Annotated in this window: 24 protein-coding genes and 1 other RNA gene; 11 read left to right on the top strand and 14 right to left on the bottom strand. The window is 64.8% G+C overall.

The features are described 5' to 3' along the window. Positions 1 to 211: 211 nt before the first annotated feature. From BM279_RS01230 to BM279_RS01250, 5 genes are all read left to right on the top strand, one after another. A complete protein-coding gene (locus BM279_RS01230) occupies positions 212 to 1,582 on the top strand; it encodes a CYTH domain-containing protein (protein ID WP_093500205.1) in 1,371 nt (456 codons plus the stop codon). 55 nt (positions 1,583 to 1,637) lie between these two features. After that, the gene (locus BM279_RS01235) at positions 1,638 to 2,369 is read left to right on the top strand and encodes a DUF502 domain-containing protein (RefSeq protein WP_093500207.1); all 732 of its coding nucleotides are present in this window, start codon (positions 1,638 to 1,640) and stop codon (positions 2,367 to 2,369) included. Positions 2,370 to 2,459: 90 nt separating this feature from the next. Beyond that, the gene (gene tfpB, locus BM279_RS01240; RefSeq protein WP_093500210.1) at positions 2,460 to 4,244 is read left to right on the top strand and encodes a type IV pilus assembly ATPase TfpB; all 1,785 of its coding nucleotides are present in this window, start codon (positions 2,460 to 2,462) and stop codon (positions 4,242 to 4,244) included. A 49-nt stretch (positions 4,245 to 4,293) separates the two neighbouring features. Next, the gene (locus BM279_RS01245; RefSeq protein ID WP_093500212.1) at positions 4,294 to 5,901 is read left to right on the top strand and encodes a methyl-accepting chemotaxis protein; all 1,608 of its coding nucleotides are present in this window, start codon (positions 4,294 to 4,296) and stop codon (positions 5,899 to 5,901) included. A 112-nt stretch (positions 5,902 to 6,013) separates the two neighbouring features. Beyond that, positions 6,014 to 6,316, top strand: a complete 303-nt coding sequence (locus BM279_RS01250; protein ID WP_013789627.1) for a DUF2388 domain-containing protein — start codon at positions 6,014 to 6,016, stop codon at positions 6,314 to 6,316. A gap of 74 nt (positions 6,317 to 6,390) precedes the next feature. On the opposite strand, the gene gcvH is transcribed toward BM279_RS01250, so the two are convergent. From gcvH to BM279_RS01295, 9 genes are all read right to left on the bottom strand, one after another. Further along, complete coding sequence (gene gcvH, locus BM279_RS01255; protein ID WP_093500214.1) at positions 6,391 to 6,774, bottom strand: glycine cleavage system protein GcvH; 384 nt, start codon at positions 6,772 to 6,774, stop codon at positions 6,391 to 6,393. 82 nt (positions 6,775 to 6,856) lie between these two features. After that, positions 6,857 to 7,951, bottom strand: a complete 1,095-nt coding sequence (gcvT, locus tag BM279_RS01260; protein WP_093500216.1) for a glycine cleavage system aminomethyltransferase GcvT — start codon at positions 7,949 to 7,951, stop codon at positions 6,857 to 6,859. A gap of 206 nt (positions 7,952 to 8,157) precedes the next feature. After that, positions 8,158 to 9,711, bottom strand: a complete 1,554-nt coding sequence (locus tag BM279_RS01265; RefSeq protein WP_425272661.1) for an ABC transporter permease — start codon at positions 9,709 to 9,711, stop codon at positions 8,158 to 8,160. A gap of 162 nt (positions 9,712 to 9,873) precedes the next feature. Next, a complete protein-coding gene (locus BM279_RS01270; protein WP_093500220.1) occupies positions 9,874 to 10,875 on the bottom strand; it encodes an extracellular solute-binding protein in 1,002 nt (333 codons plus the stop codon). 94 nt (positions 10,876 to 10,969) lie between these two features. Next, positions 10,970 to 12,187, bottom strand: coding sequence for a 2-octaprenyl-3-methyl-6-methoxy-1,4-benzoquinol hydroxylase (locus BM279_RS01275; protein ID WP_027903829.1), 1,218 nt, complete (start codon positions 12,185 to 12,187; stop codon positions 10,970 to 10,972). 13 nt (positions 12,188 to 12,200) lie between these two features. Next, on the bottom strand, positions 12,201 to 12,683 hold the full coding sequence (locus BM279_RS01280; RefSeq protein WP_093500222.1) for a DUF4442 domain-containing protein: 483 nt from the start codon (positions 12,681 to 12,683) through the stop codon (positions 12,201 to 12,203). After that, positions 12,680 to 13,870, bottom strand: coding sequence for a 2-octaprenyl-6-methoxyphenyl hydroxylase (gene ubiH / locus BM279_RS01285; RefSeq protein WP_093500224.1), 1,191 nt, complete (start codon positions 13,868 to 13,870; stop codon positions 12,680 to 12,682). Before ubiH ends, BM279_RS01280 begins: the two co-directional genes overlap by 4 nt. Positions 13,871 to 13,874: 4 nt before the next feature. After that, positions 13,875 to 15,209 carry a Xaa-Pro aminopeptidase gene (gene pepP / locus BM279_RS01290; protein ID WP_093500226.1) on the bottom strand — a complete coding sequence of 445 codons (1,335 nt, stop codon included), beginning with the start codon at positions 15,207 to 15,209 and terminating at the stop codon, positions 13,875 to 13,877. A gap of 34 nt (positions 15,210 to 15,243) precedes the next feature. Further along, complete coding sequence (locus BM279_RS01295; protein ID WP_027903833.1) at positions 15,244 to 15,798, bottom strand: YecA/YgfB family protein; 555 nt, start codon at positions 15,796 to 15,798, stop codon at positions 15,244 to 15,246. Between the two features lie 144 nt (positions 15,799 to 15,942). Here BM279_RS01295 and BM279_RS01300 point away from each other — a divergent pair, with 144 nt between their 5' ends. From BM279_RS01300 to BM279_RS01315, 4 genes are all read left to right on the top strand, one after another. Continuing rightward, complete coding sequence (locus BM279_RS01300) at positions 15,943 to 16,152, top strand: TIGR02449 family protein (protein WP_013789617.1); 210 nt, start codon at positions 15,943 to 15,945, stop codon at positions 16,150 to 16,152. Beyond that, positions 16,149 to 16,460: a cell division protein ZapA gene (locus BM279_RS01305; protein WP_027903834.1), complete on the top strand. Its 312-nt coding sequence runs from the start codon at positions 16,149 to 16,151 to the stop codon at positions 16,458 to 16,460. Before BM279_RS01300 ends, BM279_RS01305 begins: the two co-directional genes overlap by 4 nt. A 33-nt stretch (positions 16,461 to 16,493) precedes the next feature. Next, a non-coding RNA gene (gene ssrS, locus BM279_RS01310) (6S RNA) lies at positions 16,494 to 16,673 on the top strand. 103 nt (positions 16,674 to 16,776) lie between these two features. Further along, positions 16,777 to 17,373, top strand: coding sequence for a 5-formyltetrahydrofolate cyclo-ligase (locus tag BM279_RS01315; protein ID WP_027903835.1), 597 nt, complete (start codon positions 16,777 to 16,779; stop codon positions 17,371 to 17,373). 10 nt (positions 17,374 to 17,383) lie between these two features. On the opposite strand, the gene BM279_RS23315 is transcribed toward BM279_RS01315, so the two are convergent. Continuing rightward, positions 17,384 to 17,545 (bottom strand): hypothetical protein, encoded by a 162-nt coding sequence (locus tag BM279_RS23315; RefSeq protein WP_155953370.1) that lies wholly within the window; start codon positions 17,543 to 17,545, stop codon positions 17,384 to 17,386. A 38-nt stretch (positions 17,546 to 17,583) separates the two neighbouring features. Between BM279_RS23315 and BM279_RS01320 the strand changes: the two genes are divergently transcribed. Beyond that, entirely contained in the window at positions 17,584 to 18,033 is a 450-nt protein-coding gene (locus BM279_RS01320; RefSeq protein ID WP_093500228.1) for an EVE domain-containing protein, read from the top strand. Here the strand turns inward: BM279_RS01320 and BM279_RS01325 are convergent, their stop codons facing one another. Next, entirely contained in the window at positions 18,034 to 18,453 is a 420-nt protein-coding gene (locus tag BM279_RS01325; RefSeq protein ID WP_027903837.1) for a flagellar basal body-associated protein FliL, read from the bottom strand. Positions 18,454 to 18,602: 149 nt separating this feature from the next. On the opposite strand from BM279_RS01325, the gene BM279_RS01330 reads away from it, so the two are divergent. Next, positions 18,603 to 19,583, top strand: a complete 981-nt coding sequence (locus tag BM279_RS01330) for an NADPH:quinone oxidoreductase family protein (protein ID WP_093500230.1) — start codon at positions 18,603 to 18,605, stop codon at positions 19,581 to 19,583. A 53-nt stretch (positions 19,584 to 19,636) separates the two neighbouring features. Here the strand turns inward: BM279_RS01330 and BM279_RS01335 are convergent, their stop codons facing one another. From BM279_RS01335 to rho, 3 genes are all read right to left on the bottom strand, one after another. Further along, positions 19,637 to 20,605: a CDP-6-deoxy-delta-3,4-glucoseen reductase gene (locus BM279_RS01335; protein ID WP_093500232.1), complete on the bottom strand. Its 969-nt coding sequence runs from the start codon at positions 20,603 to 20,605 to the stop codon at positions 19,637 to 19,639. Continuing rightward, on the bottom strand, positions 20,605 to 22,071 hold the full coding sequence (ubiD, locus tag BM279_RS01340) for a 4-hydroxy-3-polyprenylbenzoate decarboxylase (RefSeq protein ID WP_093500234.1): 1,467 nt from the start codon (positions 22,069 to 22,071) through the stop codon (positions 20,605 to 20,607). Before ubiD ends, BM279_RS01335 begins: the two co-directional genes overlap by 1 nt. A 119-nt stretch (positions 22,072 to 22,190) precedes the next feature. Beyond that, positions 22,191 to 23,450, bottom strand: coding sequence for a transcription termination factor Rho (gene rho, locus BM279_RS01345; protein ID WP_013789609.1), 1,260 nt, complete (start codon positions 23,448 to 23,450; stop codon positions 22,191 to 22,193). Positions 23,451 to 23,606 lie beyond the last annotated feature (156 nt).

The following is a 23,606-nucleotide window of genomic DNA, read 5'->3' on the forward strand; positions in this document are numbered from 1 at the left end:
CGCATTTAGTAGCCTATTTCCTGCGAAAAGCTGATCAAGATCAGTGAACATGGCGAGATGAATGTTACAGCCATGGAACCTTCGGGCGCTTGCGATGCGCGCCGACCTGCATCCGCCGCGCTTTTCCTCTACCCTGTACGGCCTGATGTGCGGGGCAACGCCTCGCACCGTGCAACCCCCGCCGCCGTCACCGCGTCACCGAGCCCTCGCAATGAATAAAGAAACCGAAATCAAACTGCGCGCCAGTCGCGAAACCCTGGCCGCCCTGCAAACCCATCCTCTGCTGAAGAAACGCAGCAAGGCCGACTGGGAGACGAGCGAGCTGTTCAATCAGTACTTCGACACCGACACCCGCGACCTCGCAGGTGCCAAGGTTGCCCTGCGCCTGCGCAAGGATGGCGAGCAGATCATCCAGACCCTCAAGAGCCGTGGCCAGAGCGTGGCCGGGCTGTCCGAGCGCAATGAGTGGGACTGGTACCTGAGCAAGGCCAAACTGGACCTCAAGAAGCTCGATGACAGCTGCTGGCCGGCTGCTCTGGCCGAGCTCGACAAGAAGCAGCTCAAGCCGATCTTCACCACCGACTTCGTGCGCCAGCGCGCCGAGATCGCCTGGGGCCGCGGCAAGGCTCGGGTGGTCATCGAGGCGGCCCTGGACCTGGGCAAGGTGATCGCTGGCAAGGAGCAGGAAGATATCTGCGAGCTGGAGCTGGAGCTACGCCAGGGCGAGCCCGAAGCGCTGCTGGAGTTGGCCGCCGAACTGGCCGCCGATCTGCCGCTGATGCCCTGCGACATCAGCAAGGCCGAGCGCGGCTACCGCCTGTTCGACGAAGCCAGCTACAGCCTGCAACTGCCCACTCCGCAACTGGAGGCCGAACAGAGCCTGGACGACACCGTGGCCGCCATCGGCTGGTTCCTGCTCGGCAGCAGCCAGCGCCTCGCCGAGCAGTACCGCCACAACGGCCACTGGCGCCTGCTGGTCGACTGGCTGAACTGCCTGGTGGAGCTGCGCGCCCTGTTCGGCAGCCTCGGCCAGGCCGCACCGCGGGCCAGCACCAGCGAGCTGCGCCAGTTGCTCGACGCCCTGCTCGAAGACTGGCGCCCACGGGTGCAGGCCGGCCAGCAGGATGACGCCGCCCGCCAGCAAGCGCCCGCACAGTTCGCCGCCGAGTTGGAGCAGACCCGCTGGGGCCTGTTTTCACTGAGCACCTCGCGCTGGCTGCTGACCCGCGCCTGGACCAGCGCCCGCAACAAGCGTGGCGACCGCCAGGGCGCGGCTGCCCTGCAAAGCTGGCTGCCGACCTTCTTCGCCGAGGAAGGTCGCGACCTGCAACTCAAACGCTACCAGCAGCAGCCCGAGGATCTCGCCGAACAGCTACCGCGCATCGAGCGCTTGCTGCTCTGGCTGCACCTGGCCCGCGGCACCCTCGACATCGCCGAGACCGACCGCTTATTCGGCGAACTCAACAAACTGGCTGAACTGGCCAAGCACCCGATCAGTCCAGAAGAACTGGAGGCGCGCATGACCCAGGCGCAGATCATCATGAGCCTCAAGCCCTGGAAAGCGCTGCTCAAGCACGGCTGATGACCCCGGCAGGTGGCTCGCCCACCTGCCCCGCTCGACGACAGGACGCCCATCGATGTTCAAACTCAGCCTGAAATCCATCGCCGCCACCTGGCTGACCGGCTTGCTGGCCCTATTGCCGCTGGCCCTGACCATGGTGGTGCTGGCGTGGCTGGTCAGCCTGCTCAACAACCTGATCGGCCCTTCCACGGCCATTGGCCGGCTGTTCGCTGCCCTCGGCACGCCCTTCGCCAGCAACCCGTACCTGGCCTACCTGCTCGGCACCCTGGTACTGCTGATCAGCCTCTATCCCCTGGGCCTGGCGGTAAAGCTGGGCCTGCGCCGCCCGCTCGGCTGGCTGATCGACGTGACCCTGCGGCGCACGCCGCTGATCGGCAATTTCTACAACCTGGCCGACCGTTTCGTCGGCCTGCTCGACAAGAAGAACACCGACATCACCAGCATGCGCCCGGTGTGGTGCTTCTTCGGCGGCGGCGATGGCGTGGCGGTCCTGGCCCTGCAGCCGACCTCGGAAACCGTGGAGCTGGAAGGCCGTCCGCACCTGGCGATTCTGGTGCCCACCGCACCGATCCCGGTCGGCGGCGGTCTGCTGTACGTGCCCGCCGAATGGGTGAAGCCGGCCAATATGGGCGTTGATGCGCTGACCAGCATCTACGTGTCCATGGGCCTCACGCCGCCGCCATCCTTGCCAGCGCAGAGCCTGGAAGATGGCCGCGACAGCGAGGCGCCAGCCACGCCGCAACAGTTGCCGCCGGCTGACGAGCAACCGCCCAAGCCGCAGGCCTGATAGCTGAACCTTGAACCGGCGCTTAGTCGGCGCCGGTGCAATCAGGCATGCTGCTAGCCTTATTTAAATACGTCGCCATCAGGAGCCCGCATGTCCAGCCTTTCGCCTGCCGCCGCCGACCGCCAGCTGGACCTCAACGAACTGCTGCGTGAGCTGGTCGGCCAGGGCCGCATCGCCCAGGAAAGCGCCGAGCAGTGTTTGGCGATCCGCCGCAGCGGTGCCAACACCGACCTGCACCCGCTGGAGTTCCTGGCTGCCCAGCAGCTGGAGGATCTGGCGCGCCCTGGCCGCACTCTGGATCTGGAAAGCCTGACCCAGTGGCTGGCGCAGCTGGCTGGCCAGCCGTACCTGCGCATCGACCCGCTGAAGATCGACGCGGCGGCGGTCACCCCGCTGATGTCCTACGCCTTCGCCCAGCGCCACAAGATCCTCGCCGTGGCGGTCAGCGCCGAAGCGGTGACCATCGCCAGCGCACAGCCGTTCATGCATAGCTGGGAAGCCAACCTCACCCACGTGCTCAAACGCCCGATCAAGCGCGTGGTAGCCAACCCGGCGGACATCCAGCGCTTCACCGTGGAGTTCTACCGCCTGGCCCGCTCGGTCAGTGGCGCCACCAACACCGATGCCAAGATCAGCAACGTCGGCAACTTCGAGCAGCTGCTCAACCTCGGCGCCCAGGACCAGGAACCGGACGCCAACGACGCCCACGTGGTGAACATCGTCGACTGGCTGTTCCAGTACGCCTTCCAGCAGCGCGCCAGTGACATCCATATCGAGCCGCGCCGCGAACAGGGCAGCGTGCGTTTTCGTATCGACGGCGTGCTGCACACCGTCTACCAGTTTCCCGCCCAGGTCACCATGGCCATCGTCAGCCGCCTGAAGACCCTGGGCCGTATGAATGTCGCCGAAAAGCGCAAACCCCAGGACGGTCGGGTGAAGACCAAGACGCCGGCCGGCAACGAGGTGGAACTGCGCCTGTCGACCCTGCCTACCGCCTTTGGCGAGAAGATGGTGATGCGCATCTTCGACCCCGACGTACTGCTGCGCGGCTTCGACCAGCTGGGCTTCAGCCCCGATGACCTCAAGCGCTGGGAGAGCATGACCCGCCAGCCCAACGGCATCATTCTGGTCACCGGCCCCACCGGCTCGGGCAAGACCACCACGCTGTACACCACCCTCAAGCAGCTGGCCACCGAGGAAGTGAACGTGTGCACCATCGAAGACCCCATCGAGATGATCGAGGGCGCCTTCAACCAGATGCAGGTGCAGCACAACATCGACCTGACCTTCGCCAGCGGCGTGCGCGCGCTGATGCGCCAGGACCCGGACATCATCATGGTCGGCGAGATCCGCGACCTGGAAACCGCCGAGATGGCCATCCAGGCGGCGCTGACCGGTCACCTGGTGCTTTCCACTCTGCACACCAACGACGCCCCCAGCGCCATCACCCGCCTGCTCGAACTGGGCGTGCCGCACTACCTGCTCAAGGCGACCCTGCTGGGCGTCATGGCCCAGCGCCTGGTACGCACCCTGTGCCCGCACTGCAAGGCACCGGTGGAATTCGACGAAGCGGACTGGCAAGAGCTCACCCGCCCCTGGAACGCCCCACTGCCGACCGGTGCGCACCGCGCCGTAGGCTGCGTCGAATGCCGGGAAACCGGCTACCGGGGGCGCGCCGGCGTGTACGAAATCATGCTGCTGAACGACAGCCTGAAACCGTTGATCAGCGCCGATACCGACCTCACGCCGCTACGCCGTCAGGCCTTCAAGGATGGCATGCGCAGCCTGCGCCTTTCTGGTGCGCAAAAAATCGCTGCCGGGCAGACCACCCTTGAGGAAGTATTGCGCGTGACACCGCAAAGCGAGCAGCGCTAATCTCTGAAGACGCGGGCCTGGACGGCCCGTTCGTGCCAGGAGCGCAGCCATGAATATCCGCCAGAAAATGCTCGCCTGTGGGGCCGTCAGCATCGTTGCCACGCTTCTGGTCGGAGGCATCGGCCTCTGGGGTCAGGCGCAGCTCAGCGAAGCTCTGGCCGCCAACGAAATCAACGCTAACGCCCTGCGCCACCACATGGATGGCGACATGATGCACGACGCCCTGCGCGCCGACGTGCTGGCTGCCTTTTTGACCAACCCGGGCGATGCTGCCGCGGCGACCCAGGTGCGCGACGACCTCAAAGAACACAGCGAGCGCTTCCGCAAGGCCATGGCGGAGAATGCGGCCCTGCCACTGGCGCCCGAGATTCGCCAGGCCATCGACGGCGTCGGCCCGGTACTGGAGGCTTATATCCAGTCGGCCAGCCGCATCGTCGACCAGGCACTCGCCGACCCGGTAGCGGCGCGGGCGCTGATGGCCGACTTCGCGCGCAGCTTCACCGCGCTGGAAGAGCGCAACGAAGCGATCAGCGAGCAGATCGAGGCCGCCGTCGCCCAGACCCGCGCACAAACCGAGACCACGGTGCAGCAGGCGTCCTGGTGGCAATGGGGCAGCCTGGGCCTGGCCTGCGTGCTGATCCTGGCGATCACCCGGCAACTGCTGCACTCGGTGCTGCGGCCCCTGGCGAAGATCATCAACGCCGCACGCAGCATGGCCCAGGGCAATCTGCGCGCGCCGATCAGTGTCGACAGCCACGACGAGGCCGGCCAGCTACAACAGAGCCTGGCCGACATGCAGAACAGCCTGCGGCAGATGATCGAAACCATCCGCACCGAAAGCGAGGAGCTGCGCCGCGCCTCCCAGCACCTGAGCCAGACCTCCGGCGAAGTGGCGCGCGGCGCCAGCGAGCAGGCCGACGGCGCCACCAGCATGGCCGCTGCCATGGAAGAGATGATCGGCAACATCGCCCAGATCGCCGAGCACACGCGCAGCGCTCGGGATATTTCCGAGCAGTCAGAGCAGCTGACCACCAGCGGCGGCCAGGTGATCGTCGGGGTGGTCGACGGCATGAATCACATCGCCGAGGCGGTGAGCCAGTCGTCTAGAACTGTCACCGTGCTGGGCCAGTCGTCCGAGGAAATCGACTCGATCATTCAGGTGATCCGCGGCATCGCCGAGCAGACCAACCTGCTGGCCCTCAACGCCGCCATCGAGGCCGCAAGGGCTGGCGAAGCCGGTCGTGGTTTCGCCGTGGTGGCTGACGAAGTGCGCGGCCTGGCGGCGCGTACCGCGCAGTCGACCCAGGAAATCACCGGCATGATCCAGCGCATTCGCGAGTCCACCGCCCAGGCGGTGAAAAGCATGGACGCAGGGGTTAGCCGGGTCAGCGATGGCGTCGGCCTGGCCCGGCAAGCCAATGCCTCGATCACCGAGATTCGCCAGGGTGTGCAGCGCTCGGCGCAGATGGTCGACGAGATCGCCCACACCATCACCGAGCAGTCCAAGGCCAGCAACGAAGTCGCCGAGCGGGTGGAAATGATCAGCGAGGTGGCACAGCGCAACAACCAGGCCATGCAGGAACTGGCGCACATGCTGGTGCAGATGGACAACTCCGCCCAGGCCATGCAGGCCTCGGTGCGGCGCTTCGAACTCTAGCGCTCTAGCTCGCAGGTGGCGGCAGCCCTGGCTGTCGCCCCTGCAAGACGGTGGAACCACTGGCCCGTGGCCCGACTCTCAGAGAGAGGAAAACCCACAAGGAGTCATTGCCATGCGCCGTTCTAGTTCGCTGTTGATCGCCGGCCTGTTTCTGGCCGCTGCTACTCAAGCCCATGCCGTAAACCTGCGTGACGTACTGTCGTCGGGTGCGACCACAGCGTCGACCTACCTGACATTCAAGGACAACAAAATGATCGTCCCTGCCCAGGATGATGCCAGCAGCTATATCGCCAGTAACGGCGAAATCCGCGGGCCATATCTTGAAGCGGCGCTGCAGAAGATCCGCACCGATAACCCGGATCTGCAAGCCAGCGACATGGAGCTGGCCACCGCGATTCTCACTGCTCAGCAGTAATCGATCGCCTCACTGCCCCGCAGTGACGAAAAAGCCGGCCCCAGGGCCGGCTTTTTCATGCCTCACATCACGGCTCAGCCGTCGATGCTGGCCTCGTAGCCTGCGCTGTCCAGCAGCTTCTGCAGCTGCGAGGCGTCGCTCGGCTTCAACTTGAAGAACCAGCTGCCGTACGGGTCGTTGTTGACGCTTTCCGGGCTGTCGGCCAGAGCTTCATTGATGGCGATCACTTCGCCGCCGACCGGCGCATAGATGTCGGAAGCGGCCTTCACCGACTCCACCACACCGGCGTCCTGGCCTGCATCGAGCACCTTGCCGATTTCCGGCAGCTCGATGAACACCACATCACCCAGCGCCTCCTGAGCATGATCGGAGATGCCAACGGTCACGCTGCCATCGGCTTCCAAGCGTGCCCATTCGTGGCTGGTGGCGTAACGCAGATCGGCGGGGATAGAGCTCATGTTGTCGTTCCTCATCTGACAGGACGGCGACCGCGCCGTCCGGGGAATTTAGCAGGTGCTTACGGACGCGTCAGCGTGGACGTCAGATCAGCACCTTGCCATGGCGTACGAAACTGGGCTGCACCACGCGCAGCGGGTACCACTTGCCACGAATCTCCACCTCGGCGCGGTCACCGGTCTTGGCCGGTACACGGGCTAATGCGATGGACTTGCCAAGGGTCGGCGAGAAACTGCCACTGGTGATCTCGCCTTCACCAACGCCGGCGACGCGCACCACCTGATGGGCGCGCAGCACGCCACGCTCTTCGAGCACCACGCCGACCAGACGCGGATAACCGCCGGCTTCGTGCTGACGCTGCAGCGCCTCGCGGCCAATGAAAGCACGCCCACTCGGCTCCCAGGCCACCGTCCAGGCGAGGTTGCAAGTAAGCGGCGTGGACTGCTCGTCCATGTCCTGGCCGTACAGATTCAGGCCTGCTTCCAGACGCAGAGTGTCGCGCGCGCCCAGGCCGATTGGAGAAATACCGGCGCCGACCAGGTCGTTGAAGAACGCCACGGCTTCTCCAGCCGGCAGCATTATTTCCAGGCCATCTTCGCCGGTGTAGCCAGTACGGGCGATGAACCAGTTACCGTCGGGCAGGCCCTGGAAGGGCTTGAGTTCGTGGATCAGACTGGCGCGGGACTGGCTCACCAGCTCGGCAGTACGGGCGCGGGCCTTGGGGCCTTGCACGGCGAACATGGCGAAGTCGCTGCGCTCGCGCAGCTCGACGGCAAAGTCGGTGATCTGCGCACGCAGCCAGACCAGATCCTTGTCGCGGGTAGCCGCATTGACCACCAGGCGGTAGGCCGGCACTTCAGGCGTGCCGAGCAGGTAGACGATCAGGTCGTCGATCACCCCGCCCTCTTCGTTGAGCATGGCGCTGTAAAGGGCCTTGCCCGGGCTTTGCAAGCGGCTCACATCGTTGGCCAGCAAGCGCTGCAGATAGCGCAGGGCATCAGCGCCCTGCACGTCGACCACGGTCATGTGGGAGACGTCGAAGACCCCGCAATCGCGGCGTACCTGGTGATGCTCCTCGACCTGGGAGCCATAGTGCAGCGGCATGTCCCAGCCGCCGAAATCGACCATCTTGGCGCCGAGCGCCAGGTGCAGGTCATAAAGAGGTGTGCGCTGTCCCATGGGATCTCCTTCCGGGCGTTGCAAGGCTGGGGCGCGCGTGAAGTGGGCCATTCCAGATGAATTTGGACATGGCTGCATGGCGGGCCGCAGCGAATGGCGCGCATTGTAGCCGCATGGTCGGGGCGGGTCATCTCGCACATGGGCAAGCGGTGTAACAAAGCGCCCGACAGACATTGGCGCGCGGCCCTGGGCCGCAGGCTGACCGCTTATCCGATTCGCTGCGCCGAGCGGCGAATCAGCAGGATCACCGGCAAAAGACCGACCAGCACCAGGGTCAGCGCCGGCAGCGCGGCACGTGCCCATTCGCCCTCGCTGGTCATCTCGAAGATGCGCACGGCCAGGGTGTCCCAGCCGAACGGACGCATCAGCAGTGTGGCAGGCATTTCCTTGAGCACGTCGACGAACACCAGCAGAGCCGCGGTCAGCACACCGGGCATCAGCAGCGGCAGGTACACACGCCCGAACAGCGGCAGGCCACCGACGCCGAGGCTGCGCGAGGCCTGAGCAAGTGACGGGCGAATGCGTGCCAGGCTGGTTTCCAGCGGCCCATGAGCTACGGCCAGAAACCGGATCAGGTAGGCGAGCAGCAAGGCGCCCAGGCTACCCAGCAACAGTGCCTTGCCGGCACCGCCGAGCCATTTCGACAGGGGAATCACCACGCCGTTGTCCAAGGTGCTGAAGGCCAGCATGATCGCCACCGCCAGCATCGAGCCCGGCAGCGCGTAGCCGAGGTTGGCCAGGCCGACGGTAGCGCCCATCAGGCGGTTCGGCGCCTGGCGCCGCGCGAAGGCCAGCAGCAGGGCGACGGCCACGGTGATCAGCGCCGCCAGAGCGCCCAGGTACAGGGTGTGCTGGATAAGCGCCAGGTAGCGCTCATCCAGATCGAAGCGCCCGCGCTGCCAGCACCACACCACGAGCTGCAGCACTGGAATCACGAAGGCGCAGGCGAACACCAGCAGGCACCACGCACTGGCCGCCAGCGCGCGCAGGCCGGTCAGCCGGTACAGCGCGCCGCTGCGCGATCGCTCGACCGAGGGGCGCGCGGCGCCGCGGGCCCGGCGCTCGCCATAGAGCACCAGCATCACCGCGAACAACAGCAGGCAGGCCAGCTGCGCCGCGCTGCCCAGGCTGTAGAAGCCATACCAGGTCTTGTAGATGGCGGTGGTGAATGTATCGAAATTGAACACCGACACCGCACCGAAGTCGGCCAGGGTCTCCATCAGCGCCAGGGCCAGCCCAGCGCCGATAGCCGGCCGCGCCACCGGCAGGGCTACCCGCCAGAACGCCTGCAATGGCGTGAGGCCGAGCGTGCGCGCCGCCTCCGTCAGGCCCTTGCCCTGGGCCAGAAAGGCATTGCGCGCCAACAGGTAGACGTAGGGGTAGAACACCAGCACCAGAACGATGATCACCCCGGCGGTGGAGCGCACCCGTGGAAAGCGAATACCGCTGCCCAGCCACTCACGCAGCAGCGTTTGCAGCGGGCCGGAGAAATCCAGCAAGCCGACGAACACGAAGGCCAGCACGTAAGCGGGAATAGCAAAAGGCAGCATCAGCGCCCAGTCCAGCCAGCGCCGGCCGGGAAACTCGCAGAGGCTGGTCAGCCAGGCCAGGCTCACACCCAACAGCGTCACGCCCACACCGACGCCGACCACCAGCGCTACGGTGTTGCCGATCAGCCGCGGCAGTTGGGTCTGCCACAGATGCGACCAGATCTGCCGATCCAACTCGTGCCAGCTCGCCAGCAACACCAGCAGCGGCATCAGCACCAGCAGGGCGACGGCAAAAGCGATGGGGTACCAGCGACGCTGGGTCGAATAGGCCACGCAAACTCCAAAACGCGTAAAGCACGACGCCCCGGACAATGCCGGGGCGTCGCTTGCAGGCGCCTGGCTGGCCGCTAGCGGCTCGCTCGGGCGCAGTGGTCAGTTCCAGCCAGCGCGATCCATCAGGCGAATGGCCTCGGCCTGGCGCTTGCCGGCCACTTCGACGGCGATGCTGTCCGCCTTGAATTCACCCCAGGAGGCGACTTCCGCTGAAGGTTTCACCTTCGGGTTGGCCGGGAATTCCTTGTTGGCGTCGGCGAAGATGTTCTGCGCTTCGGCGCTGGTCATCCACTCGACCAGCTTCTGCGCGGCCTCTGGGTTCGGTGCATGCTTGGTCAGGCCGACGCCGGACAGGTTGACGTGCACGCCGCGGTCATTCTGGTTCGGCCAGAACAGCTTGGCTTTCAGGTCAGGCTTCTGCTCGTGCAGACGGCCGAAGTAGTAGGTGTTGACGATGCCCACGTCGCACTGGCCGGCGGCCACGGCGTTGATCACCGAGTTGTCGTCCGGGAACGGGTCGGTGGCCAGGTTGCTGACCCAGCCCTTGATGATCTCTTCGGTCTTGGCTTCGCCGTGGGTTTCGATCAGGGTGGCGGTGAGCGACTGGTTGTAGACCTTCTTGCTGGTGCGCAGGCACAGGCGGCCTTCCCAGTTCTTGTCGGCCAGCGCTTCGTAGGTGGTCAGCTCGCCGTCCTTCACCCGCTCCGGCGAATAGACGATGGTGCGCGCACGCAGCGAGAGGCCGGTCCAGGCACCGCTGGCGGCGCGATACTGGGCAGGAATGTTGGCGTCGACGACGCTGGATTTCATCGGCTGCAGAATGCCCATCTGCTCGGCCTGCCAGAGGTTGCCGGCGTCAACGGTGATCAGCAGGTCCGCCGGGGTGTTCTCGCCTTCGGCCTTGATGCGCTCCATCAGCGGCGCTTCCTTGTCGGTGATGAACTTCACCGCGACGCCGCTCTTGGCGGTATAGGCGTCGAACACCGGCTTGATCAGCTCGTCGATACGCGAGGAATAGACCACGACTTCATCGGCGGCCTGCACCGCGCTGGCCAGCGTACTGAGAGTGAAAACGGCGAGAAGCGCACGGCGTACCGACATGACAGAGACCTTGTGATGAACGAGGGAGCGAGGATGATAGTGACTCGCATCTGCATCGCCCACCAGCAGGTCGTTGCCAGATATTACCGCGCCATCACGCCTTTGCCAGCTCCGGCAGGTCGCCGCTCAGGCCCAGGGCCTGGCGCACGAACAGCGCCTTGGCATCTTCCAGGCCGTCGACCAGATCAAGCCCAGCGTTGCGCGCCAGGCGCAGCGCCAGGGAATCGCTCTGGAACAGGCGCTGAAAGCCTTCCATCGCCGCCATCATCGCCAGGTTGTGGGGCATGCGCCGGCGCTCGTAACGGCTCAGCACGCGCTCGTCGGCCAGGCGCTCGCCGCGTGCCGCCGCCTGCGCCAGTACTTCGGCGAGCACCGCGGCGTCGAGGAAGCCGAGGTTGACGCCCTGCCCGGCCAGCGGATGGATGGTGTGGGCGGCGTCGCCGATAAGCGCCAGCCCCGGTTCGACGTAGCGCTTGGCGTGCCGCTGACGCAGCGGGATGCACAGGCGGCGATCCACCTGCAGCACCCGACCCAGGCGATGCTCGAAAGCCTCGCCGAGGGCAATGGAAAACCCGTCGTCACCCAGCGCCATCAGCTGAGCGGCGTGCTCCGGCGTGGTCGACCAGACGATCGAGCACCAGTGCTCGCCATCGCGCTCGCCCAGCGGCAGGAAGGCCAGCGGACCTTCGTCGGTGAAGCGCTGCCAGGCCGTGGCCTGATGGGCCTCGGCACAGCGCACGCTGGTGACGATAGCGTGGTGCAGGTAATCCCATTCGCGGGTTTCGCAGCCGGCCAGGCGGCGCACCGCGGAATTGGCGCCATCCGCCGCGATAATTAGTGGCGTACGCAGCTCGCGGCCGTCGGCCAGGGTCAGCAGCCAGTCATCACCGGAGTGGCGCAGGCGCTCCAGGCGCGCATCGGCCAACAGCCCCACATCGCAGTCATGCAGGCGCTCGACGAGGGCGTCCTGGACCACGCGGTTCTCGACGATATGGCCCAGGGTCAAGGCGTGCACGCTGCCGGCGCTGAAATGAATATGGCCGGTGCCGCTGCCGTCCCACACATGCATTTCGCTGTAGGGGCAGCTGCGCCGCGCCAGCACGCCTGGCCAGGCGCCGAGGCGTTCGAGAATGCGCTGGCTGGCCATCGACAAGGCGCTGACCCGCGGCTCGTAGCTTGCGCTGGCGTCGAACGGTTCGACCCGCATCGGGCCGCCATCGAGCACCAGGCATTCCAGGCCATGCCCGCGCAAGGCCAGTGCCAGGGCGCTGCCGACCATACCGGCGCCCACGATGATCAGGTCTGCACGCATCTCGTTCATATCCTCAGGCTGCCTGTCGCACGCGTGGCTTGAGCCGCACGTAAAGCGTTTTGTTGACCCGCGCCACCAGGGCGCCGCTGCCATCGCGCACCTCGACCGGCAATTCGGGTAGGTACTTGTCGCCACTGGCGGTGCGCTCGCGCACCTCGTCGATGAAGGCCTGGTCGATGGCGAAAGAAGCGAATACGGGGCCGCGGCCCGGCGCGATGAAATCGATGCTGGCGGCCTTGTCCCAGACCACGTAATCGCGGCCCAGGTTCTCCATCAGCATCAACATGTAGAAGGGATCGGTCATCGAATACAGGCTGCCGCCGAACTGGGTACCCACGTAATTGCGGTTGTACCAACTCAGACGCAGCTTCACGTCGACCTGACGGAAATCCGGAGCGATGCGGCGGATCCACACACCAGCGCCCAGGTAGGGCGGATAGAGGTTCATGATCCAGCGCAGCACACGGGCCTTGCGCGCCAGCTGGCGCGCATTCATTGCGGGTTACCGCGAGTACCCATGCCCATGGCCTGGCGGGCGAACCAGCGCTTGGCCGGCGGCAGCAACTCCAGCCCGAGCAGGCCCAGGTTGCGGCCGGCGGCGAGCAACGGCTGGTCAGTGCTGAACAGCCGGGTGACCTGATCGGAAAACGCCACGGTGCGCGCCTGGTCGCCGGCCTGGGTGGCGGCGTAGTGCTGCAGGGTGGTCAGATCACCCAGCGGCGCCGCGCTCGCCAGCAGCGTATCGGCCAGCGCACGCACGTCACGCAGCGACAGGTTGAAGCCTTGCCCGGCGATCGGGTGCAGGCTGTGGGCTGCATTGCCGAGCACCACCAGGTTGGCGCGCACCTGCTCGGCGGCCTCGATCAGCACCAGCGGGTATGGCACCCGTGCGCCAACCTGGCGCAGAGCGCCGAGGCGGTAACCGAAGGCCTGCTGCAATTCGGCAAGAAAGGCGCGCTCATCGAGCTTGAGCAGCCGCTCGACCGCGCGGCTCGGGTGCGTCCACACCAGCGCACAGCGATTATCGGAAAGCGGCAACAGCGCCAGCGGGCCGGATTCGGTGAAACGCTCGAAGGCCTCGCCGCCATGGGCCCGCTCCGGGGTGATATTGGCGATCAACGCAGTCTGGTCATAGGGTCGCTGATTGACCGTGATGCCCAGCTGCTCGCGCAACGACGAACGCCCGCCATCAGCGAGGATGGCCAGGGAGCAGTCGATCAGGGTTTCGTCGTCCAGGGTCAGGCGATAACCCTCTGCAGTGGGCTCCATGCGCTCGACCTGGGCCGGGCAGCGCCACTGGATCACCTCGGCGTCCAGTGCCTGCCACAGGCAGTGGCCGAGCCAGGCGTTTTCCACCACATAGCCCAGGGCCTGCACGTTTTCCTGATCGGCACTGAGCCGGGCTGCCGCGAAACGCCCGCGGTCGGAGACGTGAATACGCTTGATGGCGGTGGCCTGTTCGGCAATCGCCGGCCACAGGCCGAGGCCTTCGTAAATCAGGCGCGAGCCATAGGACAACGCCGTGGAGCGGGCATCGTAACTGGGCTGGTAGCCGTCGCCGGGGGCGAACGGTTCGATCAGCGCGATACGCCAGCCGCGCTTGCGCGCCTCGCCTTGCAGCGCCAGCGCCAGACTGGCGCCAACCAGCCCGCCACCGATGATCGCCACGTCGACTCGCAGCATGGCCTCAGGCTACCTGTGCACGGGCGGCGGCCATCAGTGCTTCGATCTCGTCGACAGCCTTGGGCACATCGTTGGTGAGAATCTCGCAACCGGTCTTGGTCACCACCACGTCGTCCTCGATGCGCACGCCGATACCGCGCCATTTCTTGGCAACGTTCTGGTTGTCCACGGCAATGTAGATGCCCGGCTCGACGGTCATCGCCATGCCGACTTCGAGCACGCGCCATTCGCCACCGACCTTGTATTCGCCGACATCGTGCACATCCATGCCCAGCCAGTGGCCGGCGCGGTGCATGTAGAACGGCTTGTAGGCCTCGGCCGCGATCAGCTCGTCGACGTCGCCTTCCAGCAGACCGAGATCGACCAAACCTTTGGTGATGACCCGTACCGTGGCCTCGTGGGCCTCGTTCCAGTGGCGGCCGGGCGCGATGAACTTGAAGGCTTCCATATTGGCGGCCAGCACGATCTCGTAGATGGCCTTCTGCTCGGGCGTGAACGTACCGCTGACCGGAAAGGTACGGGTAATGTCACTGGCGTAGCAGTCGATCTCGCAACCGGCATCGATCAGCACCAGGTCGCCGTCCTTGAGCAGTGCGTCGTTCTCGCGGTAATGCAGGATGCAGGCATTCTTGCCTGCGGCGACGATGGAGCCGTAGGCCGGCATCTTCGAACCGCCCTTGCGGAATTCGTAATCGAGCTCCGCTTCCAGGTGATATTCGTAGAGCCCAGCACGGCTGGCCTGCATGGCCTTGATATGGGCGCGGGCAGAAATCTGCGCCGCTTCGCGCATCACCTTCACCTCGCCGGCCGACTTGTACAGGCGCAGGTCGTGCAGGAAGTGGTTGAGGGCGACGAACTCCTTGGGCGGCGACGCACCCTGGCGCGCCTTGGAGCGGATCACGTTGACCCACTCCATCAGGTGCCGGTCGAACTCCGGGTTGGTGCCCACCGCGTAATAAACGCGCTCACGGCCTTCGATCAGGCCGGGCAAGATGTCGTCGATATCACCGATGGGAAAGGCATCGTCCGCGCCATAGCGGCTGATCGCTCCTTCCTGACCGGCGCGCAAACCGTCCCACAGCTCGCGGTCGGGATCGCGCTCACGGCAGAACAACACGTACTCGCCATGCTCACGGCCGGGAATCAGGGCGATCACCGCCTCGGGCTCGGGAAAGCCGGACAGGTACTGGAAATCGCTGTCCTGGCGGTAGATGTGCTCGACGTCGCGGTTGCGAATGAACACCGGAGCCGCCGGCAGGATGGCGATGCTGTTCGGTTCCATCTGCGCCATCAGCGCCTTGCGACGGCGGGCGTATTCCGCTTTGGAGATGCTGGTCATGGACAGGCTCGATTCCGGTCGGTGAAGGGCGCGATCAGTGCAGCGAAGGCTTGGGCGCCGGGGCAGCCGGCTTGGCGCACTCGCTGAACAGCAGCAGCGGCGCCACGCGCAGGTACTCCATGACTTCCATGTAATCGTTCTCGCCGTCCTCGGACTCGTCCAGGGCATTCTGCACCTGGGCGATGGCGGACAAATCCTGCAGCACTTCCATGGCCTCGGCGCTCAACGCGGCGTCGCCGACGGTCAGCCCGAAGCCACCGAGAAAGCCCTGGCACCACTGGCCCAGCGCCGCGGCACGCTCGGCCAGGGGCGCCTCGTCGGAGGGCAGCAGCAGGACCACGGTGACGTCGTCGCCGGTCAGCTCGCCGCGCACCATTTCCTGCAGGCCGATCAGCGCCTGGCGGACGTTGTCCGGCGGCTCGACACCGAGCAGTTCGGTGGCGTCGACCAGCCAGGGGCCAGCTTCGAAACCCGCGCCGGCGCAACTGCGACCCAGCAGCAGGCCGTGCAATTCGGCAGGTGAAACGGAGGAACCACTGCTGGCGAGCAGGGCAGCGAATGCAGCGTAGGGAGAACTGGAAGTCGGCATCGATCACTAGGCGCCAAGGGGCGCAATCACTAGAATGGAGGCTTTCTATCCTAGCACTGGCGCACGCGCCAAAACCATCGGCCGGTTTGCGCCGGCGAGCCGCTGGATCTATACACTGCGCACACCCTGCCAAAGCGAGAGCCAATGGAAGACGCCGATCTACACGCCCTGACGGCAAAGCTGGAACTGCTGATCCAGCGCGTCGAGCGACTCAAGGCACAAAACCGTCTCTTGCTGGAAAGCGAGCAGGCGTGGCGCGAAGAACGCGCTCATCTGATCGAAAAGAACGAAATGGCTCGGCACAAGGTCGAATCGATGATTTCGCGCCTCAAAGCCCTGGAGCAGGACTCATGACCCAATCGAATACCGTCACCGTTCAGATTCTGGACAAAGAATATTGCATCGCCTGCCCCGCCGATGAGCGTAGCAACCTGCAAAGCGCCGCCCGCTACCTGGACGGCAAGATGCGGGAGATCCGCAGCGGCGGCAAAGTCATCGGCGCTGACCGCGTCGCGGTGATGGCAGCCCTGAACATCACCCATGACCTGCTGCACAAGCAGCAGCACCTCGACAAGCAGGCCACCGTCACCCGTGACCACGTGCGCGACCTGCTCGGCCGGGTCGACAATGCCCTGCACGACGACAGCGATGGGCGCGCCTGACCAACGGTCGGACTTTTTTGTTATACTCGCCGCAGCTCCCTGGAGTGTGCGCCAGTTGGTTGATGTCCCTGAGCCGATACGCACAACCCCGGGGGTTGTCAGTTGAGGCCGGTGTGCATGTCCGCTTGACGGAAAGCCTTAAGGTTTCCTGCAACCTCCACCTTGAACTTTCGGGTTCAAGGGCTAAACCGACAGCGGCATGCTGGGGAGTCATAAATTGCAGCCCGCTGCTGGCCAACGCCAGCAGCGGGCTTTTTATTGGCTGCGTGACAGCCATCGCGCCAGAATGCCGGGCTTGGAAATAAGGGATCTGCAGATGATCGATGCCAGCAACCTGACCCGCGCCCAGCTACGCCGCACGCTGCGCAAAACGCGACGCGAGCTGCCCAGGGCTGCGCAACGCAAGGCAGCCGCGGCGCTGTATCGGCAGCTGGCGCAACATCCGGTATTTCGACGCGCGCGTAGCGTCGCTCTTTATCTGGCCAATGACGGGGAAATCGACCCGCACCTACTGATCAGAGCCGCCCATGCGCGCGGTAAGCAGGTGTTCCTGCCGGTGCTGAAATCCTGGCCACGCACCAGCATGGTGTTCCAGCGCTTGGACGCGCACGAAAAGCTTGCCGCCAATCGTTTCGGCATCCCCGAACCCCGCCGCAATGCCAAGCGCCAGCGCAAGATCTGGACGCTCGATCTGATCCTGCTACCCCTGGTGGGCTTCGACCAGCATGGCGGTCGCCTCGGCATGGGCGGCGGCTTCTATGACCGCAGCCTGGCCTACCGGGCACTGCGCAAAAATTGGCACAAACCGACCCTGCTCGGATTGGCCCACAGCTGCCAGCAAGTTGACCAACTGGCCATGGCCAACTGGGACGTACCGCTGGACGCCACCGTGACCGATGGCGGCTGGTACTGAAAAAACACCGTCAGCGCTCGGCTCGAAGCGCCTCGGCAATCGGTTTACCCTGTTGCCACTGGCTTTGCGTATAGCCAGTGGTCACCATGCCGAGGCCAAACACGAAGACCAGTACCCACAACAAATCAGGCTTGCGCCGCATACCCTTACCTCTTGCCAGATCATCCTTCACGCAGCCCCTGCAGCGCACCGACTCAGAGAGCAAAGTTCATGCCCTATTGGCTGATGAAATCCGAACCCGACGAACTGTCCATCCATGACCTGCAGCGCCTGGGCAGAGCTCGCTGGGACGGCGTACGCAATTACCAGGCGCGCAACTTCATCCGCAGCATGCAGGCCGGCGATCAGTTCCTGTTCTATCACTCCAGCTGCCCGGAGCCGGGCGTGGCCGGCATCGCCCGCATCGAAGGCGCGCCCTATCCGGACCCAGCCGCGCTGGATCCGCAGAGCCACTACTTCGACGCCAAGGCCAGCGCCGAGAAGAATCCGTGGACGGCCGTCGACGTGAGCTTCGTCGAGGCGTTCAAGCAGGTCATCCCGCTCGCCGAACTGAAGGCGCAGAGGGCGCTGGCGGAACTCTCGCTGGTGCAAAAAGGCAGTCGCCTGTCGGTGATGCCTGTCACCGAGGCGCAGTGGAGGGCGATCCTGCTGCTGAAGTGATCAGCCCTGCAGGATCAGGTTATTGAACAGCAGATCCTCGACCAGCGGCTTGCCTTCCTCGTCGGTGAGCACCTGCTGGACCTGCTTGAGGGCTTCCTGGCGCAGCTTTTCCTTGGCGTCCGGCGAGGCCAGGCTTTCCTCGGTCTGCTGGGAGAACAGCATCACCAGCTGATTGCGGATCAGCGGCTCGTGGTGGGTGACCTTGGCTTCGGCGTCAGCGCCGGTGACGCGCAGCGCCACGTCGGCCTTGTAGTATTTGAGCTTGGGCCCGGCGCCATAGTTACCGACCAGCGCCGGCACCAGGCTGTGGTAGATCACCTGGGGCGCAGCGCCCTCACCTTCGCCTTCCTTCTTTTCCTCGTTGGCAAACGCCGGAATCGACAGTGCGCAGGCAAGCAGAAGCGTGATGAAGGTTTTCACAGGGCGATCTCCGTTGAGTTGCAGGCAAGCATAGCAACGCGCCGCGCAGATCCCAATGCTTATGGCGGCCTATCAGACCGGGCCATGCTCGTTGACCGATCGGGCGCCCGACCTAAACTGCAGGGCGACTCCGCTCAAGGTACATCGCGATGAAAGCACTGCTCTGCAAGGCCTTTGGCCCCGCCGAAACGCTGACACTGGAAGACATCGACAGCCCACGCCCGAAAGGCAACGAGGTGCTGATCGAGGTGCAGGCTGCTGGGGTGAATTTCCCGGATACGCTGATCATCGAAGGCAAGTACCAGTTCAAGCCGCCCTTCCCCTTCTCGCCCGGCGGCGAAGTGGCCGGCGTGGTTGCCGCCGTGGGTGATAAGGTCGCGCATCTGAAGACGGGCGACCGGGTGATGGCGCTGACCGGCTGGGGCGGCTTCGCCGAACAGGTCGCCGTGCCGGCCTACAACGTGCTGCCAGTGCCCGCGAGCATGGACCTGACCACGGCGGCTGCCTTCGGCATGACCTACGGCACCTCGATGCACGCGCTCAAACAGCGCGCAACTCTCAAGCCCGGCGAAACCCTGCTGGTACTGGGCGCCGCCGGCGGTGTCGGTCTGGCGGCAGTAGAAATCGGCAAGGCCATGGGCGCTAAAGTAATCGCCGCGGCGAGCAGCGCCGAGAAGCTCGAGGTAGCGCGCAACGCCGGCGCCGACGAGCTGATCAACTACAGCGAGCAGAGCCTCAAGGACGAGGTGAAGAGACTCACCAATGGCCAAGGCGTCGACGTGATCTACGATCCGGTCGGCGGTCCGCTGTTCGAAGAGGCGTTTCGCTGCATGGCCTGGAACGGCCGCTTCCTGGTCGTCGGCTTTGCCGCCGGCGGCGGCATCCCGGCGCTGCCGGCCAACCTGCCGCTGCTCAAGGGTGCATCCCTGGTCGGCGTGTTCTGGGGCTCCTTCGCCCAGCGCCAGCCGGCGGATAACGCCGAAAACTTCCGTCAGCTGTTCGCGTGGCACGCCGAGGGCAAACTCAAACCGCTGGTCTCGCAAACCTTCCCGCTGGCACGCGGCGGCGAGGCGATCGATGCCCTCAGCCAGCGCAAGGCTGTCGGCAAGCTGGTGGTGACCATTCGCTGACGGGCGCGCCAGCTCCTCAAAACAGCAAGCCGCCCGAGGGCGGTTTTCTTCGTTCAGTCCCGCGGCGCGTAGGCGAATACGTCGGCGCGCATCTGGTGGGCGTCCATCCCCGCTTCGACCAGCGCATCCAGGGTCGCGTAGACCATGCTCGGCGAGCCGCTGGCGTAGATGCGCAGTGTACTCAGGTCGGCGAAGTCCTCACACACCGCCTCGTGCAGCAGGCCGCAGCGGCCCTGCCAGCCGCACTGGTCGCTGACCACCTGATGCAGAGACAGGTTGGGCAGCGCCTGCCACTCGTCCCAATGGGGCAGTTGGTAGAAGTCCTCGGGCCGGCGTGCGCCCCAGTACAGATGCACCGGATGCTGGAAGCCGCGCGAGCGGCATTCTTCGATCAGGCTGTGCATCTGGGCCATGCCGGTGCCCGCGGCGATCAGCACCAACGGCCCGTCCGGCAGCTCGGCCAGGTGGGCGTCGCCGAATGGCAACTGCACCCGCGCAGTGCCCTGCTCGCGCAACTGCTGCAACAGGTTCAGCGCACTCGCTTCGCGCCCCAGAATGTGCAGTTCCAGATCGCGACCTTGTTGCGGCGCCGAGGCCAGGGAAAAGGCCGACTTCTCACCATCCAGACGCTCGATCAGCAGGTACTGGCCGGCGTGGTAACGCGGCGGCTTGCCGGCCGGCGCACGCAGCAGCACACGCCACACATCGCCGCCCACGTCGATGCAGTCCACCACCTGGCACCCCAGGCTGCGCACTGGTAGCTCGCCGGGCAGCAACACGCCGTCCCAGTGCAGCACGCAGTCCTGCAAAGGTTCGGCGATACAGGTGTACAGCTCGCCGTGGTCCAGCTCGGCGCCGTTCTGGCGCACGCGCCCCTCGATCAGCAGCGCGGCGCACACATGGCAATTCCCGTTGCGGCAGCTCTGCGGGCAGGTGTAGCCCAGGCGCCGCGCGGCATCGAGAATAGCTTCGCCGGCCTCGACATCGAGCACTGCGCCGGACGGTTGCAGGGTGACCTTCATCAATCGATTCCCAACTGGCTCCACATTTCATCGACCCGCTTGGTGACCGCTTCGTCCTTGACGATGGCGCGGCCCCATTCGCGGTCGGTCTCGCCCGGCCACTTGTGGGTGGCGTCCAGGCCCATCTTCGACCCCAGGCCGGAGACCGGCGAGGCGAAATCCAGATAGTCGATGGGCGTGTTCTCGATCATCACCGTATCGCGCTTGGGGTCCATGCGCGTGGTGATGGCCCAGATCACGTCGTTCCAGTCCCGGGCGTTGATGTCGTCGTCGGTGACGATCACGAACTTGGTGTACATGAACTGGCGCAGGAACGACCACACCCCGAGCATCACGCGCTTGGCGTGCCCTGGGTACTGCTTCTTCATGGTCACCACCGCCATGCGGTAGGAACAGCCTTCGGGCGGCAGGTAGAAGTCGGTGATCTCCGGGAACTGCTTCTGCAGGATCGGCACGAACACCTCGTTCAGCGCCACGCCGAGAATCGCCGGCTCGTCTGGCGGCCGGCCAGTGTAGGTACTGTGATAGATCGGGTCGCGACGTCGGGTGATGCGCTCAACGGTGAACACCGGGAAGGTGTCGACCTCGTTGTAGTAGCCGGTGTGGTCGCCGTACGGGCCTTCCGGAGCGGTTTCGCCTGGATGGATCACGCCCTCAAGAACGATCTCGGCACTGGACGGCACCTGCAGATCGCTGCCAATGGCCTTGACCAACTCGGTGCGATGGCCGCGCAAGAGACCCGCGAAGGCGTATTCGGAGAGCGTGTCCGGCACTGGCGTCACGGCGCCGAGAATGGTCGCCGGGTCCGCGCCCAGGGCCACACACACCGGATAGGGTTTGCCCGGATGCTTCTGGCACCACTCGCGGTAATCCAGCGCGCCGCCGCGGTGGCTGAGCCAGCGCATGATCACCTTGTTGCGGCCGATCACCTGCTGGCGATAGATACCGAGATTCTGACGCTCCTTGTTCGGCCCCTTGGTGATGGTCAGGCCCCAGGTGATCAAGGGCGCCACGTCGCCCGGCCAGCAGTGCTGGATCGGCAACTTGGCCAGGTCGACATCGTCGCCCTCCTCGATCACTTCATGGCACGGCGCATCCTTGAGCACCTTGGGCGCCATGCTGATGACCTTCTTGAAGATCGGCAGCTTGCTCCAGGCATCCTTGAGCCCCCTCGGCGGCTCGGGCTCCTTGAGAAAGGCCAGCAGCTTGCCGATTTCGCGCAGCTCGGAAACGTCTTCTGCGCCCATGCCCAACGCCACGCGCTTGGGGGTGCCGAACAGGTTGCCGAGTACCGGAACGCTGTGGCCGGTGGGGTTCTCGAACAGTAGTGCCGGGCCGCCCTTTTGCAGGGTGCGGTCGCACACCTCGGTCATCTCCAGGATAGGCGATACCGGCGCCTTGATGCGCTTGAGCTCGCCGCGCGCTTCCAGGCCGCGGATAAAGTCGCGCAGATCGCGATACTGCATGCTGGAACCTCACTCGAATCGGGGCGCAAAGTTTAGCGCCGAAGTCGGACTTGCAGAACAGTCGATACTACAGACAAACAAAAGCCGGGTTTCCCCGGCTTTTTTGTGCTACCAGACCGTTACTTGCGCTTCATGGACATGAAGAACTCGTCGTTGGTCTTGGTAGCTTTGAGCTTGTCGATCAGGAACTCGATGGCAGCGATCTCGTCCATCGGGTGCAGCAGCTTGCGCAGAATCCACATGCGCTGCAGCTCGTCTTCGGCAGTCAACAACTCTTCGCGGCGAGTACCGGCGCGGTTGATGTTGATGGCTGGGAATACGCGCTTCTCCGCGATACGACGATCCAAGGGCAGCTCCATGTTGCCGGTGCCCTTGAATTCTTCGTAGATCACTTCGTCCATCTTCGAGCCGGTTTCGACCAGCGCGGTGGCGATGATGGTCAGCGAGCCGCCTTCTTCAATGTTACGCGCGGCGCCGAAGAAACGCTTGGGCTTCTCCAGGGCGTGGGCGTCGACACCACCGGTGAGTACCTTGCCGGAGCTCGGGATCACGGTGTTGTAGGCGCGGGCCAGACGGGTGATGGAGTCGAGCAGGATGACCACATCCTTCTTGTGCTCGACCAAGCGCTTGGCCTTCTCGATGACCATCTCGGCAACCTGCACGTGGCGGGTCGGTGGCTCGTCGAAGGTCGAGGCAACCACTTCGCCGCGCACGGTGCGCTGCATTTCGGTCACTTCTTCCGGGCGCTCGTCGATCAGCAGCACGATCAAATGGCACTCGGGATTGTTGCGGGTGATGTTCGAGGCGATGTTCTGCAGCATGATGGTCTTGCCCGCTTTCGGCGGGGCGACGATCAGGCCGCGCTGGCCCTTGCCGATCGGTGCGCAGAGGTCGATCACGCGGCCGGTGATGTCCTCGGTGGAGCCGTTGCCGGCTTCCATGGTCAGGCGCTGATTCGGGAACAGCGGCGTCAGGTTCTCGAACAGAATCTTGTTCTTGGCGTTTTCCGGACGGTCGAAGTTGATGCTGTCGACCTTGAGCAGGGCGAAGTAACGCTCGCCCTCTTTCGGCGGGCGGATCTTGCCGACGATGGTGTCACCGGTACGCAGGTTGAAGCGGCGGATCTGGCTCGGCGAGACGTAGATGTCATCGGGGCCGGCGAGATAGGAGGCGTCTGCGCTGCGCAAGAAGCCGAAGCCGTCCTGGAGAATCTCCAGCACGCCATCACCGGAAATTTCTTCACCGCCTTTGGCGTGCTTTTTCAACAGCGAGAAGATGACGTCCTGCTTGCGCGAACGGGCCATGTTCTCGATGCCCATCTGCTCGGCCATTTCCAGCAGTTCGGTAATCGGCTTTTGCTTGAGTTCAGTCAGATTCATATAGGAATGACGTATTTATAGAGGAGGGAATGGTAAGCATTGAGCTTGAGAGGCCGCACCGCGGGGAGGCGACAGGCGCCCGCTTTGTTGTCGAAAGTTCGATTAGGAATGCGTCGGCAGCGGCGTGCAGGGGGTCGCCTAGGAAAAGCGACAGGC

Source organism: Phytopseudomonas straminea (genome assembly GCF_900112645.1).
Taxonomy (GTDB): domain Bacteria; phylum Pseudomonadota; class Gammaproteobacteria; order Pseudomonadales; family Pseudomonadaceae; genus Aquipseudomonas; species Aquipseudomonas straminea.